Source organism: Pseudalkalibacillus decolorationis, assembly GCF_024609785.1.
Taxonomy (GTDB): Bacteria; Bacillota; Bacilli; order Bacillales; family Fictibacillaceae; genus Pseudalkalibacillus; species Pseudalkalibacillus decolorationis.
The window spans coordinates 20,289-36,618 of record NZ_JANHJQ010000012.1 but is presented as its reverse complement, the minus strand read 5'-3'; the positions used below and the strand labels follow the sequence as shown (position 1 = coordinate 36,618).

Below are 16,330 nucleotides of genomic sequence, written 5' to 3'. Positions count from 1 at the left end.
TCCGTTTTATCTTTTGTCTGTAATATGTGTAAAAAAATCGCCAATCCATTGAATGATAAAAACAATAATTAAAATAATGACGGTTGCTACAAAGGTAACATCGTTCTGGTTACGCTGGAATCCATCCAAATAAGCGAGAGTTCCAAGACCACCAGCCCCAACCACACCTGCCATTGCTGTATACGAAATAAGTGCAATAGCCGTAACCGTGATTCCTGATACTAAGGCTGGTAAGGATTCAGGTAATAACACTTTAAAAATGATTTGATTGTCGGTTGCACCCATTGATTTAGCTGCCTCAATTACTCCTTTGTCAATTTCTCGAAGTGCAATCTCGACCATCCTTGCATAGAATGGTGCTGCACCAATGATTAAAGCTGGTAACGCTGCATTCGCCCCAAGCATAGTATTGAGTAGCAAAGTTGTAAATGGGATAAGCAAGATGATTAAAATAATAAAGGGAACCGATCGAAAAATATTGACGAACGCTGCTACTACTTTATTAACCGGATTGTTTTGCCACAAGTTCCCTTTCTCTGTTAAAAACAACAACAAACCTAAAATGATTCCTAACAAAAAGGTTGCACCTACTGATATGACGGTCATATAAAGCGTCTCGACTGTCGCCTCCCACATGTCAGCCCAATCAACATTAGGAAATAGATTTGTTAGCATTATTAATCACCTCAACTTCTACATCCTGTTCAGTTATAAATTGAATCGCACGTTCAAGCTCACCTGGGTCACCTTCAAATTGGATAAACAGTGTTCCGTAGGCGCCATCCCGGGTTTGTGAAATCTTTCCTTGCAAAATATTTACACTAACATTAAATGATCGAATCAACTCAGTGATTAGTGGACGTTCAGTCGAACCACCAACAAAGGTAAGTTTGACAACTGTATTTGTGTCACTTCCATTGACCAAATGCTGAATTGTTTCGTCAGTTTCCTCAGGTTCAGTTACCTGTTTGACAAATTCTTTCGTTATCCGTTGCTTCGGCGTCTTAAAGACTTCTAACACCGGACCCTGTTCAACGATTCTTCCATCCTCCATAACTGCAACCCGGTGACAGATTTTACGGATGACATGCATTTCATGTGTGATAAGGACGATCGTTAATCCTAACTTCTGATTAATGTCTACAAGTAAGCTAAGGATTGAATCGGTTGTCTTCGGATCGAGTGCAGATGTAGCTTCATCGCATAGAAGGATATCTGGTTTATTCGCTAATGCCCTTGCAATACCGACACGCTGCTTCTGCCCACCACTTAATTGAGCCGGGTATGAATCACCTCTGCCTTCAAGCCCTACGAGTTGAATAAGTTCACTTACTCGTTGTTCACGTTCTTCTTTTTCGAAACCTGATATTTCGAGTGGAAAGGAAATGTTTTCCCGTACAGTTCGAGACCAAAGCAGATTAAAATGCTGAAAGATCATCCCAATATTTTGTCGCGCTTCCCGTAGTTTTCTTCCGTTCAACTTTGTAAGCTGATTTCCGTTAATATTAACTGAGCCCTCAGTCGGTCGCTCCAACATGTTCAACATACGAATCAATGTACTTTTCCCCGCTCCACTGTATCCGATTATCCCAAAGATTTCTCCCTTTTCAATATTAAGGTCGACCCCATTAACTGCGTTTACAACCCCATCTTTTGTTTGGAAAATCTTATTTATATTTTGTAGTGTGATCATTTATCTCAACCCTCCTATGTTCATTGTCATGATGCAAAAAAACCTTCCCGCTCTAAAAAATGAGCAGAAAGGTTTAAGTATATAAAGCCTTTCATCTCATCTCCCAAAGCATCCGCTTTGCAGGATTTGGCACCTTTTCAAACCATATAATGGTTTGACGGTTGCCGGGCTTCAAAGGGCCAGTCCCTCCACCTCTCTAGATAAGATCTAGTTTATTCAATTTGTTTGTTTTTCAAGCATGTGAGAATTGTAGCATGGGTAAAAATACCGTGTCAACAATTAAAATTCATCGAGATGAAATTTTCACTTTCCTATGTTACGTTGTTTTAGAAAGGGATTTTAGAAGAAATTGATGTAAGGGGCGAAGAAATATGGAGCAAACTCCTTCCTTTTGCTTAAAGAAGTATAGAACGGATGAGAGTATCTGTCTTACTGACTATAAAGAAAAACCAGTCCTTATACACCTTTGGGTCGCTTGGTGCCCGGACTGTATACGTGAAATTCCATTAATCGAGCAATTTCATCGTTCGATTTCAAGTGATGATTTCGTCATCTTGACAGTAAATGTTACTGGTCGAGAAGGTACCACAGAACAGAGAGACAAATTTATCAAAAACCTTTCTCTATCAGTACCCGTCTTAATTGATGAAGGAACAACCGTTTATGATCAGTTTGGTTGTCAATCCGTTCCTACGACCATCTTGCTTGATAGAAAACATAACATCATTGAAACGTATACAGATCGCAATCGCTTTCAGGACATTCTATCCGGAATTTCAAAACAGCTCGCGATAAGAAAAGCGTAAGCGCCCGTTCAGGTGTGACCAGCGCTGGAGATTCTGTAACATAACACGCTTTTTTGTGTTTGTGGAAGAATCGAAGCGACCTCGAGCACCTGGGTGCTGAAGCTAGTCCGAAAAGCGGAAGCGCCCTGTTCAGGTGTGACCAGCGCTGGAGATTCTGTAACATAACACGCTTTTTGTGTTTGTGGAAGAATCGAAGCGACCTCGAGCACCTGGGTGCTGAAGCTAGTCCGAAAAGCGGAAGCGCCCTGTTCAGGTGCGACCAGCGCTGGAGATTCTGTAACAGAACACGCTTTTTGTGTTTGTGGAAGAATTGAAGCGACCTCGAGTACCTGGGCGCTGGAGCTAGACATTACATCTAGGCAACATTAAGATGGACCCCTCATCTCATTATGAGCTTACCCTTGCGCTTGAAGTGGGGGTTTTGTAGCTCTGAGTAGATAAAAGATGGCTTCTAATTTTAAAAGTGTTCGATAAGAGCCCATCACTTTTACTTTCTTGTCTTTTACCAGTTGGGAAAGCAATACCTCTCCATTTAGAAGGATCTGAATTGCACCATAGCTCCCGAAGATTTGAATGATATCATCATGTATATCCTTGTCTTGAACGACCTCACAAGAACTTTTACAAAGGTGAAGCGTAACCGTTTCCTGAGTATCATTTATAGACACATAAAGGTCTTTAATCCGAAAAAAAGGCGATAGTTGTCCACGCCGATTGTAGTGGTCTGAGTACATTTCGATCAAATGATAAATGCTCATCTTTTCCCCTCGCTTTCCACCAATACCTTTCGTTGGCTAGAGCGGTAAATCCTCTAAAAACCCTTCGACAGTTTTCTGTAGGATTCCAAAGCTTTGCAGCATTCACCATTTTCCGACTTACAATGAGTGTTTTAAAGACTAAAGCCTTTTACATTTTTACATGCCAAAAAGGCCATGACAATTGCCATGACTTACTTCCCATGCTTATTCTTAGGATGCTCATGTTTCAATGGGTGCTTTTTCGGCTGGTCCTTATCATCGCCGGAATTTTTATTGTTTAATTGCAAGCGCTCGAGCTTCTTCAGCTGGCCAGGTGGATGATGCTCCCCATTCCATTCAGGCAAGTAAAGCTCGAGCTTTTTATGCAACTTATCATCATGCTTTTTATCTTGAGTATGATCGTTTTTTCGTTCCATCTTCATCGATGTCTTCTCTTTCTTTTCCTTATCCTTCTTTCCTTGCGCTGCATCGACTGGTTCAGGCTTAATCACTTCTTGATTAACCTTTTTCACCTCGTCTGTTGCTGGATTGGAGGATTTTGGAGCTTCTGGATTCGCCATTTCGACATCGTTATTTGTACGGTTTACATGTTCAGGTTTAACAGAGGGCTTCATCGTAGCTTCCGTTTGCTCAGACTCCTCCTGAGGATCCTTCGCTACAATATGCCTCAACTCTGTGTAAGAGAGACTACTTGCCTGATCAAGTGATAAGGCATTGCCATTCTTCACTGCATCTTGATAAACAAGGTATTTCCCGATAGAAACACCATGCTTGTTCGCTTTTTCACGCGTTGCTAATGTTGTTGTCATTACTGAAACAACGACACTTGTACCCTGTAATTTAGAGTTTTGCTTTATCGTGTTAATCGATTCTTCCAATAACTGTTCAACTTCCGTAGGTAACGATTGATCATCTAAGGACGTTGTGATCAAAAGATCATGATATGAGTCAAGATAACCATTTTTTTCTAATATTTCAAATAATGATTGAGAAAAATACAATAAGGACGTGTCTTGATAATCAGAATTCGTTAATAGTTCCTCGGCATCTTTATTCAATGCACGGACTTTAATAATATTCATATTGTCATCAACCGCAACTTCGATGCTTGGATTAATATCAAAGCTAACGTATGCTGCAGCAGAAGCTTTGTTTGAGCTAAATGGAAATGCACCTGCAACCAATACGAAAATAATCAGCAGTGTTAACGCAACTGAAAAAGATGGAACAACCATCCGTTTAAATGGCATGTATGACCGTGACAGTGATTGCTCCAATGGATAAATATATTCCTGACCAATTTCAGGACGCTCTCCATTTCGCAGTCGGATACGCTCGAAGCCTCCATTCTTTGTAAGAATGATAGCTTTACGCTTTGATACTTCCATAATTACTCCGCGTTTCACTCATTGTCGCCTCCTTTCTTTCCGATATTTAAGAGGGTTCAATGTAGGACTTCAGCGAAGTATACCCTCCAAGATAAATTAATGCAATCGCTATTATATACTTTCGATTACGTTCAATTGTTTTACGACTGCATGAAACCATATTTAATAAATCTTTTATCGGTAATTGCTTCTTTTCGGATAGATAGGATGCAAGCTGCTTGTCCTCGGCAAGCAACTTGGCGATTTGTTTTGCATTTTCACGGGCGTCAATATGCTTAGGACAGTTCTTGCTAAGCACTTTAAATGTAATTCCGTAATCCTTTAACAGTTCTTGAAATTCCTCAATCTCATAAACACGCGTTTCAATTTGCTGCTGATGATCGAAATGTTCAATTGCAGCTTTTTGCTCTGCATAGCTATCTTCAAGTCTTCCTTCTTCATCAGTCTCTTCGGGCTCAAGAAAAATATATCGATTCTGGCGTGCTTCTTTACGAATGTAGTCAATTACCCGTCGGCGAATAACCATATCTGCAAAGGTCAGAAATCGGCTGCCTTGTCCCTCTTGATACTGATTAATAGCTTCGTTAAAAGCAGAAAGTCCAATGCTGTATTCGTCTCTAGAATGATCAATATACTGGTTACATACTTTAGATGTAACCTTTTTTATGAATGGCTGATAGTCTTCTAAAAGCTCATTACGAAGAAACTCATCACCCTGAGCTATTTTCTTTACTTTATCTTCTATGGTTATTGTTTTATTATATTTGGGTTTAACAAGTAAGTTTAAGTTCATTGATGTCATTTTATATCCACCTCGCTACGTTCAAGTATCAAACTTTATGCTTGAGGAGTTCAGTTTGCTTTTTTCAATCGTATTCCTTTTCGTACCCGGAAAAATAATCCCGTAATACAGTTATACCATTGTTTGCAATGTTTGGAGGATACAATTTGATAACAATGTTACAAGCACTTTAACATTTGTAATATTTTCTTATTATGACAGATTTCATTTAATTTTCTGATAACTATAGTTTTAATTTTAAATGTTTTAAATTCCTTTTCTCCATCGCTTCGAAAACGCCTTCTACGATTCTTCACTATTCCATAAAATGTTTTCAGACTTATCCTAGATTTGCAATTTTGACATAAACAAGGGAAAATTAGCCATGTTTTTTCTTGTTTTTTATAGGTATAACGATACTAACTAACAGTCACCTTATTAAAAGTTGCAGTTTCTGGTAAATCCGATCCACTGATTGGAAAGAATAAAGCCTTTCCTGGACCTTTCCATTTTTAATAAACAGTAAACAAGGTACACTTTCAATTTTCCATTTCTCCGCAAACCTTGGATATATGTTAATGTTACACTCATATATTTCATTCGGGCTTCTATCACTTAACGCCTCATCTGCAACATGTAGCATTTGGTTAGCTAACTTACAGGTTCCGCACAGAGGGGTGTAAATAAATAACACATAACTCCCTATTTGTGACGCCTCTAATACCGAAATTTCACTCTGACTGATTTCTTTTAGCACAACAAACTAATCCCCTTTAAATGTAAAAGTTGTTCAACGCTCGGAATCGGACAAGGAAAATTTTAAAAGGCGGTCATCCTCCTCAATTGGGTTCCCTCTTCCATCTCGATTATTGGTTATCGCATAAAGCGTATCATCGATAATTTTTATGTCTCTCATTCGACCAAAGCCACTCGCCCACTTCTGATCAGTTTCGCTATCTAGATCGAATACTCGAATCTGCTGGCCCCCGAGGCAAGCGACGTATAATTTAGATCCATGTGCATCCATACCAGAAGGCGCCCACGTTTGATCTCCTGAATGAAAAAGTGGTGAAATCATACCTTCTTTCTCCTCATCCCCACGAATGATCGGCCACCCATAATTTCCACCAGGAACAATTTTATTAATTTCATCACGATTGCTCGATCCATGCTCAGCACTATACATTTGTCCCCCTGCTGTCCAGGTAACCCCTTGAGGGTTTCGATGGCCATAAGAGTAAATTGGAGAATCTTCAAATGGGTTATTCTCAGGAATACTTCCGTCCAGATTAACTCGTAAGATTTTCCCGGCAAGACTATTTAGATCCTGAGCAAGAGATTCATTACCTGAATCGCCCGTCGTTATGTAGAGATGGTTGTCGGGACTTATTTTGATTCGCCCGCCATTATGAATTTGACCGCCTGGAATGTTTTCTATAATGACGTCGGTTTCCCGCCAAACTGTACCCTCTTTTTCCACTTTTACAACACGATTAAGAAGGTCAAGGTCATTGTTACCTGCGTAGGTATGGTACACATAGGCCTCCACTGGGTTTGTGTTTTCAACTACTAAAAGTCCAAGCAATCCGCCCACCGTTTCTGCAACAATCTCTCTATTTAGTTGAAGAGTTTCTCGTTCGGTTGATCCATCCTTTATATGCACAATACTTCCACTTCGTTCAGGAAGATAAAATTCTCCGGACTGCACCCTATTTATTTGCCATGGTACATTCAGCTTTTTAACAAGCACCTGTCCCTTATTCTGTTGTGTGGCTTCACCATCTGTTGGCACACTAGGTTCTAAAGTATTGTTCTTTTGGTCTTCCGCCATACACCCTGCGAGAATAAGAAATACGATGAAAGGATACAAGAATTTCATTTTGGACCACCGCCTAATAAAGAACTCTGATCAATATTGAAATGTGCGTTCATGAGAATTTTTGCGAGATACATCAATGGAGTTTCCGCAACTTCTTTATACATTCGATGCGTGTACAAGTGGTGTGCGTTCGGTAGTTCACGTTTAAAGATTTTTCTAAGCTTTTGACCAGCATCATCTTCATCAACAAGGATATAAACATCTTTTTGCTCAAGTGAGTCGATCAATGCTTCCATTTTGTCAAAACCGATCGTTCCATTTGTACATATAATATCAACTGGTTCTTTGAGTAACTCTTGTATCTTTTTACGATCCGTCTTTCCTTCCACGATTAGTACTTTTTCAACGCTGTCATCCATTCGAATCCCACCTGAAAAAAATGCATTTTTAATGTACATCTATACAACGTGTAAAAAAAGGATTGACCCTCTCAGTAAACAGGCATCTCCAAAAGAACATTTATGTAGGTCTAATTCAACCGATACACTTATGTTTATATGAAGAATATGCTACCCTGAGAAGTCAATCCTTAGCCTAATTTAACTATTTAGTTCTTAAAATTAGTCCTCACTTACCATTTTTTCGTAATCATCAGAGTTCATTAGCTTCTCCAATTCGGCTTCATCTGATAATTCGACAACGACCATCCATGCTTTGTCGTATGGAGATTCATTCACATACTCAGGATTGTCTTCAAGGTCTTCATTAATTTCAACTACTTTACCACTTAATGGTGCATAAAGTTCAGATACTGTTTTGACAGACTCAACACTACCAAACGGCTCATCTGCTTCAATCTCATCGCCTGGTTCAGGAAGCTCTACGAAAACGATATCACCAAGCTCGTCCTGTGCAAAGTCTGTAATTCCGATGTACGCCTTGTTTCCTTCAACTTTTACCCACTCATGTTCTTCTGAATAACGCAATTCCTTTGGATGTTTCATATTTAATCCCTCCAAAATTTCAACTATAGTTTCATACCTCTAACCGTTATAATATTACAAAACAGTGCTTCCCTGCAATCAGGTCTACTTCCAAGTTTGTTCAAACATGTCCTCTTTAAAACCTACTGTTACCTTTTTCCCATCTGTAACAATCGGTCGTTTAATTAACATGCCGTCTGATGCAAGCAGATCGAGCAACTCTTCTACTGTTGCTGTTTTCATTTTCTCTTTCACACCAAGCTCACGATACTTTTTCCCGCTCGTGTTAAAAAATTTCTTAAGTTCTAAGTCACTTTGTTGATGAAGTGAAGAAAGTTCATCTTTTGATGGCGTCTCTTCAACGATATGTACAGCTTTATAGGACACATCGTTTGCATCCAACCACTTCTTTGCCTTCTTGCATGTGGAACAGCTAGGATACTCATATACCGTCAAGGACAATAACCGACACTCCTTACTGAACATATTCTGTATATACTGATGAGCTTCTATTCCATTTTACCATAATAATGATCGGGACAAACGACAAACGGGTCGAAAAAACAGTAATTTTTTGTCGATGGTACAAAGAGCTTTTGCTAGACTAGTTGAGGTTTAAATTCTGGATTTGGCTGATAAACCAGGTAAGAAAAGCGCAAGCGCCCTGCTTAGCCACGAAGGTCACTGGAAGACCGACGAGGAGGCTGTTGCCGCCGCAGGAGGACTGAAGTGATCCAAGTGGTTGTCGCTGAAGCTGGACATTACATCTATGCCGCAAACTTTTATACTTTCTTAACGTGCTAGAAAAATGTAAATCAATTTTTTTTGCGCTGTTTTAGGTCCAATAGATCAGGGCTGACCCATAAAAATGGATCAGCCCCATCCAGAGAGAGAGTTTCGTTTTTCAGGGAATAAAGCGTATATTAAACGACGTATTTTCCTTCTTCCAACAGTTTTACAGCAATTTCACGTTTCTTCTTAATCACGTTCATCGGGGTGTAGCGAGTCAGCTTTTTGAGTGCGGAAAGCATCATTCGTAATTGGTCACCTTCCTCCATTGCAACAACAGATTCCTTCGCATGTGACTCAATACGCTCGAAAGCCTCCTGACAATAGACTTCGGTTAATAAAATCTTTTGGGCTGCTCTTTCGGATCCTTGCTTTTGCATCGCCTTTTCCGTACGTAACACAACCGATTCCATTGCATATGCTTCACTGACAATATCTGCAACATTCGAGAGAATTTCTTGCTCGTGTTCAAGCTTCGGACCATACTTTTGTGCACCAATTCCAGCAATCATCAAAAAGATCTTTTTCGCATTTTTTACAAATTGCTTTTCTTGGGCAAGCGGTTCATTGTCAACTTCCTCAGGCATGAGCATCATTAATTCATTTTGAAGCTCCGTCGCCTTTTGAAGTAACGGAAGTTCACCTTTCATCGCCTTACGTAATAAAGTTCCTGGAACGAGCAGTCTATTAATCTCATTCGTCCCTTCAAAAATTCGGTTAATGCGCGAATCACGATACATGTTTTCAACTTCATATTCAGACATGAAACCATATCCTCCATGAATTTGTACTGCTTCATCGACGATATAGTCAAGTGCTTCAGACGCAAAAACCTTATTTAATGAACATTCAATTGCATATTCCGCAATTCCTTTCGCGAGTAACGAACCATCCTTTTGATCTTCCGCAGATAAATCACCTAGCCGCTCTTCATACATGCCAACAGTTCGATAGACAGAACTTTCTGATGCATACGCTGCTGCTGCCATCGAAGCTAGCTTTTCTTGGATGAGCGTGAACTTTGCAATTGGCTGTTTAAATTGCTGTCGTTCATTTGCATATTTGATCGAGACTTCAAGCGCACGTTTGGCTGCCCCTACACAACCAACAGCAAGCTTATAACGACCGATATTCAATATGTTGAAAGCAATTACATGACCGCGACCGGCTTCACCAAGTAAATTTTCTTTCGGTACTTTAACATCCTCCAGAATTAAGGTACGAGTTGAAGACCCCTTGATTCCCATCTTCTTTTCCTCTGGTCCAGTAGAAACACCTGTGAAATCACGTTCTACAATAAAAGCAGTGAACTGTTCGCCATCGATTTTTGTATAGACGATGAAAACATCAGCAAACGCTGAGTTCGTGATCCATTGTTTTTCACCGTTTAAAATATAATGGGTTCCAGCATCGTTCAATTTTGCTACCGTTTTTGCACCAAGTGCATCGGATCCAGAACCTGGTTCTGTTAGTGCATAAGCCGCAATACGCTTTCCGACAGACAGATCGGGTAAATAACGCTGTTTCTGATCTTCATTTCCAAATAAAACAATCGGCAGTGATCCAATTCCGACATGTGCTCCGTAACTGAGTGAAAACGATCGAGCTCGAGCAAATTTTTCAGTAATCAACGCTGAACTGATTTTATCAAGAGCAAGTCCGCCGTATTCCTCTGGCACATCTGCCCCAAGCAAACCAAGCGCCCCGGCTTTTGTTAGCAAATCCCTTGAAAGATCGAATTGATGTTGTTCAATTTTTTCCAGCTTCGGAACAACATCTTTCACTACAAAATCTTCGGTCGTTTTGCCCATTAAAAGTTGCTCTTCTGAAAAGTCTTCAGGTGTAAAAATATGTTGTGCATCCACTTCCTCTAGCAGAAAACTTCCGCCTTTTGCTGCTTTATCAACACTGCTTGACATGATCGATGACCTCCCTTTATCCATAAAATAATTGTAATGTCTAATTCCTGCGTTTTTAGAAAATAATGTCTAGCTCCTGCGCCTAGGTGCGCAGATCGTCGCTTCGATTCTTCCTCAAACACAAAAAGCGTGTTGTGCTCCAGAATCTCCAGCGCTTTTCGCACTACTCCGATGAATAATGTCAGGTTACGAGAAGCGAGAAGTTCAAGGAAGTGCAGTTTTGAGGACCGGAGTTTAGGTTCACTAAATGAGGACCGGTGAAACAAGACTGACGAAGAAATTCGACGCTTATCGTAAGATGGACGCTTTCGCTTTTCTATTAATGGACTAACTCAAATACACCAGCGGCACCCATCCCGCCTCCAATGCACATCGTGACAACTCCGAACTGCTCATTTCGACGCTTCATTTCGTGCAATAACGTTAATGTCAGTTTTGCTCCAGTACAGCCTAATGGATGACCTAATGCAATCGCACCTCCGTTCACGTTGACCCTTTCTTCATCAAGACCTAATTGACGGATAACCTGAAGCGATTGAGAAGCAAAAGCTTCATTTAGTTCGAACAATCCGACATCAGATAGCTCAATACCCGCAAGCTTCAATGCTTTCGGAATTGCTTCAACTGGTCCGACACCCATAATTTCTGGTGCCACTCCAGCAACCGCAAATGAATGAAATTTCAAGAGTGGCTTAAGTCCTTCCGCTTCCGCCTTTTCCCGATTCATCACAAGAACTGTCGCTGCCCCGTCACTCATTTGCGAGGAGTTCCCTGCCGTGACAGTCCCTTTTGGTGAAAAGGCCGGGCGTAACTTGCCGAGTACCTCAACAGACGTTTCGGCTCGAACGCCTTCATCTGTGGTAAGTGTAACCAATTTTTCTTGAAGCTTATTCTTTTCATCCACCCACCTGAGCGGAACATCAACCGGAACAATTTCGTCCTTAAAATTTCCTTCAGCAATTGCTTTTGCCGCTTTTTGGTGACTGCGTACAGCGAAGGCATCTTGATCTTCTCTTGTAATCCCGAAGCGGTTTGCTACTTCTTCTGCTGTATAGCCCATACCCATGTAGTATTCTGGTCGCGAATCAAGCAAGGTTGGATTCGGTTTCACAACATGGCCTGGCATTGGGATTAAACTCATCGTTTCTGCTCCACCTGCAAGTATTGAATTCGCATGGCCGAGCATAATTTTTTCAGCCCCATAAGCAATACTTTGAAGTCCTGATGAACAATACCGGTTAATCGTAATTGCCGGCACATTATCTGGCAGTCCAGCGAGTCCGCCAATCATTCGGGCCATGTTCATTCCTTGCTCTGCTTCGGGAATGGAACATCCGATTATGAGGTCATCAATTGGCCCATCATATCCACCAGCTCGTTTTAATGTTTCTTTTACTGTAAGTGCGCCTAGATCATCTGGACGTACATTTGCGAATGTACCTTTCTTTGCTTTTCCGACAGGTGTTCTTGCACCTGCAACGATAACTGCGTCCTGCATCTTCTTCCCTCCTTAGTTGCGAAGTGGTTTTCCTTTTGCAAGCATATACTGCATTCGTTGTTGGCTGAGTGGTTCACCTGCCAAGCTTAGGAAGGCTTCACGCTCAAGGTCTAACAAATATTGTTCATCAACAAGTGTGCCTTCTGGAACCTTTCCACCTGCAATGACGTGCGCAAGCTTTTTAGCAATTTTCAGATCATGATCTGAGATTGCATTTCCGAATTTCAACGTTTGTGCACCAAGGACCAATGTAGCGTATCCTGGTTCTCCGGCGACCGGAATCTTTTTGCGTTGCGGAGGACGATACCCCCTGTTATATATCGATAGAACTTGCTGTTTGGCATCATAAATCAGATGATCGGCATTTACACTTATTCCATCTTGTGCTCGTAAAAACCCGTTTTCTTTTGCCTCATGAGCTGAGGTTGAAACCTTTGCCATCGCAATCATTTCAAACGTTTGAATCGCAATTTTTTGTAGATCAACTTTAGCATTTTTAGGTGTTTGCTCGAGCAGTCTTGTATAAAGCTCTTTATTGCCACCACCGCCTGGAATAATTCCAACACCGACTTCCACAAGTCCCATATACGTTTCAAAGGAAGCCTGTAATCCCGCAGCAGGTAAGGAAACTTCTGCCCCACCGCCGAGTGTCATATTGAACGGTGCAACGACTACTGGCTTTGCACTATATCGAATTTTCGCCATCGTTTCTTGGAATTGACGGACCATGAAGTCGATCTCAAAGAAATTGTCGTCCTGTGCTTCCATCATGATCAGCATCAGGTTCGCTCCAACACAGAAATTCTTACTTTGGTTTGCGATAACGAGTCCTTTGTAATTATTTTCAACCTCATCAATCGAATATTGAATCATCTGAATAATATCTGGACCGATTGCATTGTTCTGAGAGTGGAATTCAAGTAGCGCGATATCATCACCTACATCAATTAAACTAGCTCCTGAATTCTTTTTAATTACTCGGTCCTCACCTTTTAAACGATGCAAGTGAATGATCTTCTCACTTTCTTGCGCCGACACATAATCTCCGTGATGATAGTATTGCAGAGATGTTCCGGATTGTTTGTAAAATTGCTTATTACCTGAATCCAGCATGTCATGGATCCACTGAGGGACAGTTTCTCTTTCTGTCTTCATCCGTTCAACTGATTTTTCCAACCCGATTGCATCCCACGTTTCAAAAGGACCTATTTCCCAGCCAAACCCCCATTTCATCGCTTCATCAATCGCTTTAATATCATCGGCAATCCCATACGCCTTCTCGGCTGAATATAGGAGAACAGGTTTTAAAATCGACCATATGAGCTCTCCTGCTCGGTCATCAGCATAAACAAGTGTTTTTATTTTATCTTGAACCGATTTTGCCTGTTTGCTCATTTCTGTAGATGATGTTTTTAACTTTTTACGAGGTTCATAGTCTAAGGTTTCTGGGTTCAGTTCAAGGATTTCACTTTTCCCATTTGATTTCTTTTTCAGATAAAACCCTTGACCAGACTTGCTTCCGATCCAGCCATTTTCTTGCATTTTCAACATAAAGTCAGGTACATCAAACACATCCTTTTCATGGCCGGATACTTGTTCATGTACATTATTTGCAACATGTATAAATGTATCGAGTCCAACGACATCAAGCGTTCGGAACGTCGCACTTTTCGGCCGCCCAATCGCAGGTCCTGTGAGTGAATCAACCTCTCCTACGGAATAGTTGTTTTTCAACATCTCTTGAACGGTTACAAGCAGACCGTACGTCCCAATCCGGTTTGCGATAAAGTTCGGCGTATCTTTTGCCTCGACAACGCCTTTTCCAAGCACTCCTTCTCCAAACACATTCATAAACTGTAAAACTTCTGGTTTCGTATGTTGAGTTGGAATTATCTCCAACAGCTTTAAATACCGTGGCGGATTAAAAAAGTGGGTCCCAAGGAAATGCGCCTTAAAATCTTCACTTCGTCCTTCTGCCATTGCATTAATCGATATTCCGGATGTATTGGAGCTTATGATCGTTCCCTCTTTCCGGTAATGATCGACTTGTTCGAAAACAACCTTCTTTACATTTAAATTTTCAACAACCACCTCGATGATCCAATCGACCTCACTAAGCCTTTGAAGATCGTCCTCAAGATTTCCGACCTCAATCATCTCGATATGGTCTTTGGAACTGAGTGGTGCAGGTTTCTGCTTTAAGAGCTTTTGTTTCGAGGAAGCAGCAACACGATTCCTTACTTTTGCATCCTCAAGAGTCAGCCCCCTATTTTTCTCTTCTTCATTAAGTTCTTTTGGAACTATGTCGAGCAATATACTAGGGATCCCGATGTTCGCTAAATGTGCAGCAATTCCCGATCCCATAACTCCTGACCCGATCACCGCTGCTTTTCGAATCTGATAGGTCATAATGTACCTCCCTTGTCTGAATGAATACTCATTCATTTTTAGAGCGAAAAATTAAACTTCCTACCTCTACTATAAAAAAAAGATTCCAATTTCGCAACACAAATTTCAGAAAATTTATACCATTTCGTCTTTTATTTTGATGTTATCGCTGCTTAATCCCCTTTTGAAAGGATTTCCTCGATTTGTTTAATGTGCCTTCTTTCATGGTAGCCAATAAACTCAATCCATTGTGCTAACTGCATTTCCTTGAAAATCGGATGTGCGAACGATCTTTTTTGTAACAAGTCCGGATCATCGATGTTCTTTATAACAGTACGAATCTCTTTGTAATCAGATAATTTCCGGATGAAAAAACTAATTTCCGGATGAAAAAGGACCAAAGCTGGCTTTAAGCCGCTTTGGTCCTTTCAATATTTCAATTTTAATAAGAAATGTGACGGTTGCTTGCTCTATTTATTTTCCAAACACGCCTTTTAGAACAAAGGCAACATTAGCTGGACGCTCGGCAAGACGGCGCATAAAGTAACCATACCAATCATTACCGTATGGAACATACACTCTCATCTTATAGCCTTCATCCCGAAGCTGGCGTTGACGTTCCACACGAATTCCGAATAACATTTGAAATTCGAATTGATCGTTCGGAATATTATGTTCTTTCACAAGTTCTTTTGTGTATGAAATAATGTTGTCGTCATGGGTAGCTACAGCTGTATAATTCCCATTTAATAAATGCATTTTAATAATCTTTTTGAAGTTCTCATCGACATCTTTCTTTTCTGGAAAAGCAACAGAAGGTGATTCTTTATAGGCACCCTTCACCAGTCGAAGGTTCGGATTATATGAATCTAGATCCTGTATATCTGCTACTGTTCGATATAAATAAGCCTGTAATACAGTTCCTATGTTTTCATACTCAGATCTCAACTCTTTGAGAATATCAATCGTTGCCTGACAACGAGCTTCATCCTCCATATCGATGGTAATGAAAACATCGTATTCTTCCGCCGCAGCTAGAAGTCGTTTCATATTCGACAACACAAGCTCTCTACTAATATCGAGCCCCAATGAAGTCAATTTAAGCGAAAGCTGAGAATTCAGGTTATTCTCTGCAATTCCTTTCACTGCCTCAATGCAATGATCTGTCATCTCTTTAGCTTCCTGTTCATTATCAACAAATTCACCAAGATGATCGATCGTTACATATAGATCCTCAGCATTAAGCTTTCTAATTACATCAATCGAACTTTGCAATGAGGCTCCCGCAACAAACCGCCCTGCACCAAAGCGAAGACCATACTTTTTAGCCATCTTAGTCGCCGCTTTATTTTTACCCATGAAAAGAAAGAAATTTTTTAATATCTTTTCCATCCTAATCCCCCTATACTGAAACCGCATACAAAAGGCTCTTACAATCTATGTGAACGTAATCTCTTTTGGTTAAACGTTCTAGGACATTTTATCACTTTTTCGACAAATTTTTTACG

15 protein-coding genes and 1 riboswitch are annotated in these 16,330 nt (G+C 40.6%); of the genes, 1 reads left to right on the top strand and 14 read right to left on the bottom strand.

Features of this window, described 5'->3' with window-relative positions; all coding sequences use genetic code 11:
• Positions 1–6 precede the first annotated feature (6 nt).
• On the bottom strand, positions 7–675 hold the full coding sequence (locus NON16_RS12825; protein ID WP_257349529.1) for a methionine ABC transporter permease: 669 nt from the start codon (positions 673–675) through the stop codon (positions 7–9).
• The gene (locus tag NON16_RS12820; RefSeq protein WP_257349528.1) at positions 653–1,693 is read right to left on the bottom strand and encodes a methionine ABC transporter ATP-binding protein; all 1,041 of its coding nucleotides are present in this window, start codon (positions 1,691–1,693) and stop codon (positions 653–655) included. Before NON16_RS12820 ends, NON16_RS12825 begins: the two co-directional genes overlap by 23 nt.
• A 93-nt stretch (positions 1,694–1,786) precedes the next feature.
• A riboswitch (SAM riboswitch) is annotated at positions 1,787–1,900 on the bottom strand.
• Between the two features lie 164 nt (positions 1,901–2,064).
• Between NON16_RS12820 and NON16_RS12815 the strand changes: the two genes are divergently transcribed.
• Entirely contained in the window at positions 2,065–2,499 is a 435-nt protein-coding gene (locus NON16_RS12815; RefSeq protein WP_257349527.1) for a TlpA disulfide reductase family protein, read from the top strand.
• A 395-nt stretch (positions 2,500–2,894) separates the two neighbouring features.
• On the opposite strand, the gene NON16_RS12810 is transcribed toward NON16_RS12815, so the two are convergent.
• From NON16_RS12810 to NON16_RS12750, 12 genes are all read right to left on the bottom strand, one after another.
• Complete coding sequence (locus NON16_RS12810) at positions 2,895–3,257, bottom strand: hypothetical protein (RefSeq protein WP_257349526.1); 363 nt, start codon at positions 3,255–3,257, stop codon at positions 2,895–2,897.
• A 191-nt stretch (positions 3,258–3,448) separates the two neighbouring features.
• The gene (locus NON16_RS12805) at positions 3,449–4,663 is read right to left on the bottom strand and encodes an anti-sigma factor domain-containing protein (protein ID WP_257349525.1); all 1,215 of its coding nucleotides are present in this window, start codon (positions 4,661–4,663) and stop codon (positions 3,449–3,451) included.
• A gap of 28 nt (positions 4,664–4,691) precedes the next feature.
• Positions 4,692–5,447, bottom strand: a complete 756-nt coding sequence (gene sigI, locus NON16_RS12800; protein WP_308216608.1) for an RNA polymerase sigma-I factor — start codon at positions 5,445–5,447, stop codon at positions 4,692–4,694.
• 409 nt (positions 5,448–5,856) lie between these two features.
• Entirely contained in the window at positions 5,857–6,120 is a 264-nt protein-coding gene (locus NON16_RS12795) for a thioredoxin family protein (RefSeq protein ID WP_257349731.1), read from the bottom strand.
• A 96-nt stretch (positions 6,121–6,216) separates the two neighbouring features.
• Positions 6,217–7,305: a PQQ-dependent sugar dehydrogenase gene (locus NON16_RS12790; protein WP_257349524.1), complete on the bottom strand. Its 1,089-nt coding sequence runs from the start codon at positions 7,303–7,305 to the stop codon at positions 6,217–6,219.
• The gene (locus tag NON16_RS12785; RefSeq protein WP_257349523.1) at positions 7,302–7,664 is read right to left on the bottom strand and encodes a toprim domain-containing protein; all 363 of its coding nucleotides are present in this window, start codon (positions 7,662–7,664) and stop codon (positions 7,302–7,304) included. Before NON16_RS12785 ends, NON16_RS12790 begins: the two co-directional genes overlap by 4 nt.
• Positions 7,665–7,865: 201 nt before the next feature.
• Positions 7,866–8,249, bottom strand: coding sequence for a glycine cleavage system protein GcvH (gene gcvH / locus NON16_RS12780; protein ID WP_257349522.1), 384 nt, complete (start codon positions 8,247–8,249; stop codon positions 7,866–7,868).
• Positions 8,250–8,333: 84 nt separating this feature from the next.
• Complete coding sequence (locus tag NON16_RS12775) at positions 8,334–8,690, bottom strand: arsenate reductase family protein (RefSeq protein ID WP_257349521.1); 357 nt, start codon at positions 8,688–8,690, stop codon at positions 8,334–8,336.
• 461 nt (positions 8,691–9,151) lie between these two features.
• Positions 9,152–10,936 (bottom strand): acyl-CoA dehydrogenase family protein, encoded by a 1,785-nt coding sequence (locus tag NON16_RS12770; RefSeq protein WP_257349520.1) that lies wholly within the window; start codon positions 10,934–10,936, stop codon positions 9,152–9,154.
• Between the two features lie 319 nt (positions 10,937–11,255).
• Complete coding sequence (locus NON16_RS12765; protein WP_257349519.1) at positions 11,256–12,434, bottom strand: acetyl-CoA C-acetyltransferase; 1,179 nt, start codon at positions 12,432–12,434, stop codon at positions 11,256–11,258.
• Between the two features lie 12 nt (positions 12,435–12,446).
• Positions 12,447–14,843: a 3-hydroxyacyl-CoA dehydrogenase/enoyl-CoA hydratase family protein gene (locus NON16_RS12760; RefSeq protein WP_257349518.1), complete on the bottom strand. Its 2,397-nt coding sequence runs from the start codon at positions 14,841–14,843 to the stop codon at positions 12,447–12,449.
• A gap of 453 nt (positions 14,844–15,296) precedes the next feature.
• Positions 15,297–16,214 carry a proline dehydrogenase gene (locus tag NON16_RS12750; RefSeq protein WP_257349516.1) on the bottom strand — a complete coding sequence of 306 codons (918 nt, stop codon included), beginning with the start codon at positions 16,212–16,214 and terminating at the stop codon, positions 15,297–15,299.
• Between the last annotated feature and the right edge of the window lie 116 nt (positions 16,215–16,330).

What these genes read in the sequence shown, in the direction of transcription:
- NON16_RS12825 (WP_257349529.1), bottom strand. Translation starts at nt 675, where the DNA reads ATGCTAACAAATCTATTTCCTAATGTTGATTGGGCTGACATGTGGGAG.
- gcvH (WP_257349522.1), bottom strand. Translation starts at nt 8,249, where the DNA reads ATGAAACATCCAAAGGAATTGCGTTATTCAGAAGAACATGAGTGGGTA.
- NON16_RS12785 (WP_257349523.1), bottom strand. Translation starts at nt 7,664, where the DNA reads ATGGATGACAGCGTTGAAAAAGTACTAATCGTGGAAGGAAAGACGGAT.
- NON16_RS12815 (WP_257349527.1), top strand. Translation starts at nt 2,065, where the DNA reads ATGGAGCAAACTCCTTCCTTTTGCTTAAAGAAGTATAGAACGGATGAG.
- NON16_RS12750 (WP_257349516.1), bottom strand. Translation starts at nt 16,214, where the DNA reads ATGGAAAAGATATTAAAAAATTTCTTTCTTTTCATGGGTAAAAATAAA.
- NON16_RS12760 (WP_257349518.1), bottom strand. Translation starts at nt 14,843, where the DNA reads ATGACCTATCAGATTCGAAAAGCAGCGGTGATCGGGTCAGGAGTTATG.
- sigI (WP_308216608.1), bottom strand. Translation starts at nt 5,447, where the DNA reads ATGACATCAATGAACTTAAACTTACTTGTTAAACCCAAATATAATAAA.
- NON16_RS12765 (WP_257349519.1), bottom strand. Translation starts at nt 12,434, where the DNA reads ATGCAGGACGCAGTTATCGTTGCAGGTGCAAGAACACCTGTCGGAAAA.
- NON16_RS12810 (WP_257349526.1), bottom strand. Translation starts at nt 3,257, where the DNA reads ATGAGCATTTATCATTTGATCGAAATGTACTCAGACCACTACAATCGG.
- NON16_RS12790 (WP_257349524.1), bottom strand. Translation starts at nt 7,305, where the DNA reads ATGAAATTCTTGTATCCTTTCATCGTATTTCTTATTCTCGCAGGGTGT.
- NON16_RS12770 (WP_257349520.1), bottom strand. Translation starts at nt 10,936, where the DNA reads ATGTCAAGCAGTGTTGATAAAGCAGCAAAAGGCGGAAGTTTTCTGCTA.
- NON16_RS12820 (WP_257349528.1), bottom strand. Translation starts at nt 1,693, where the DNA reads ATGATCACACTACAAAATATAAATAAGATTTTCCAAACAAAAGATGGG.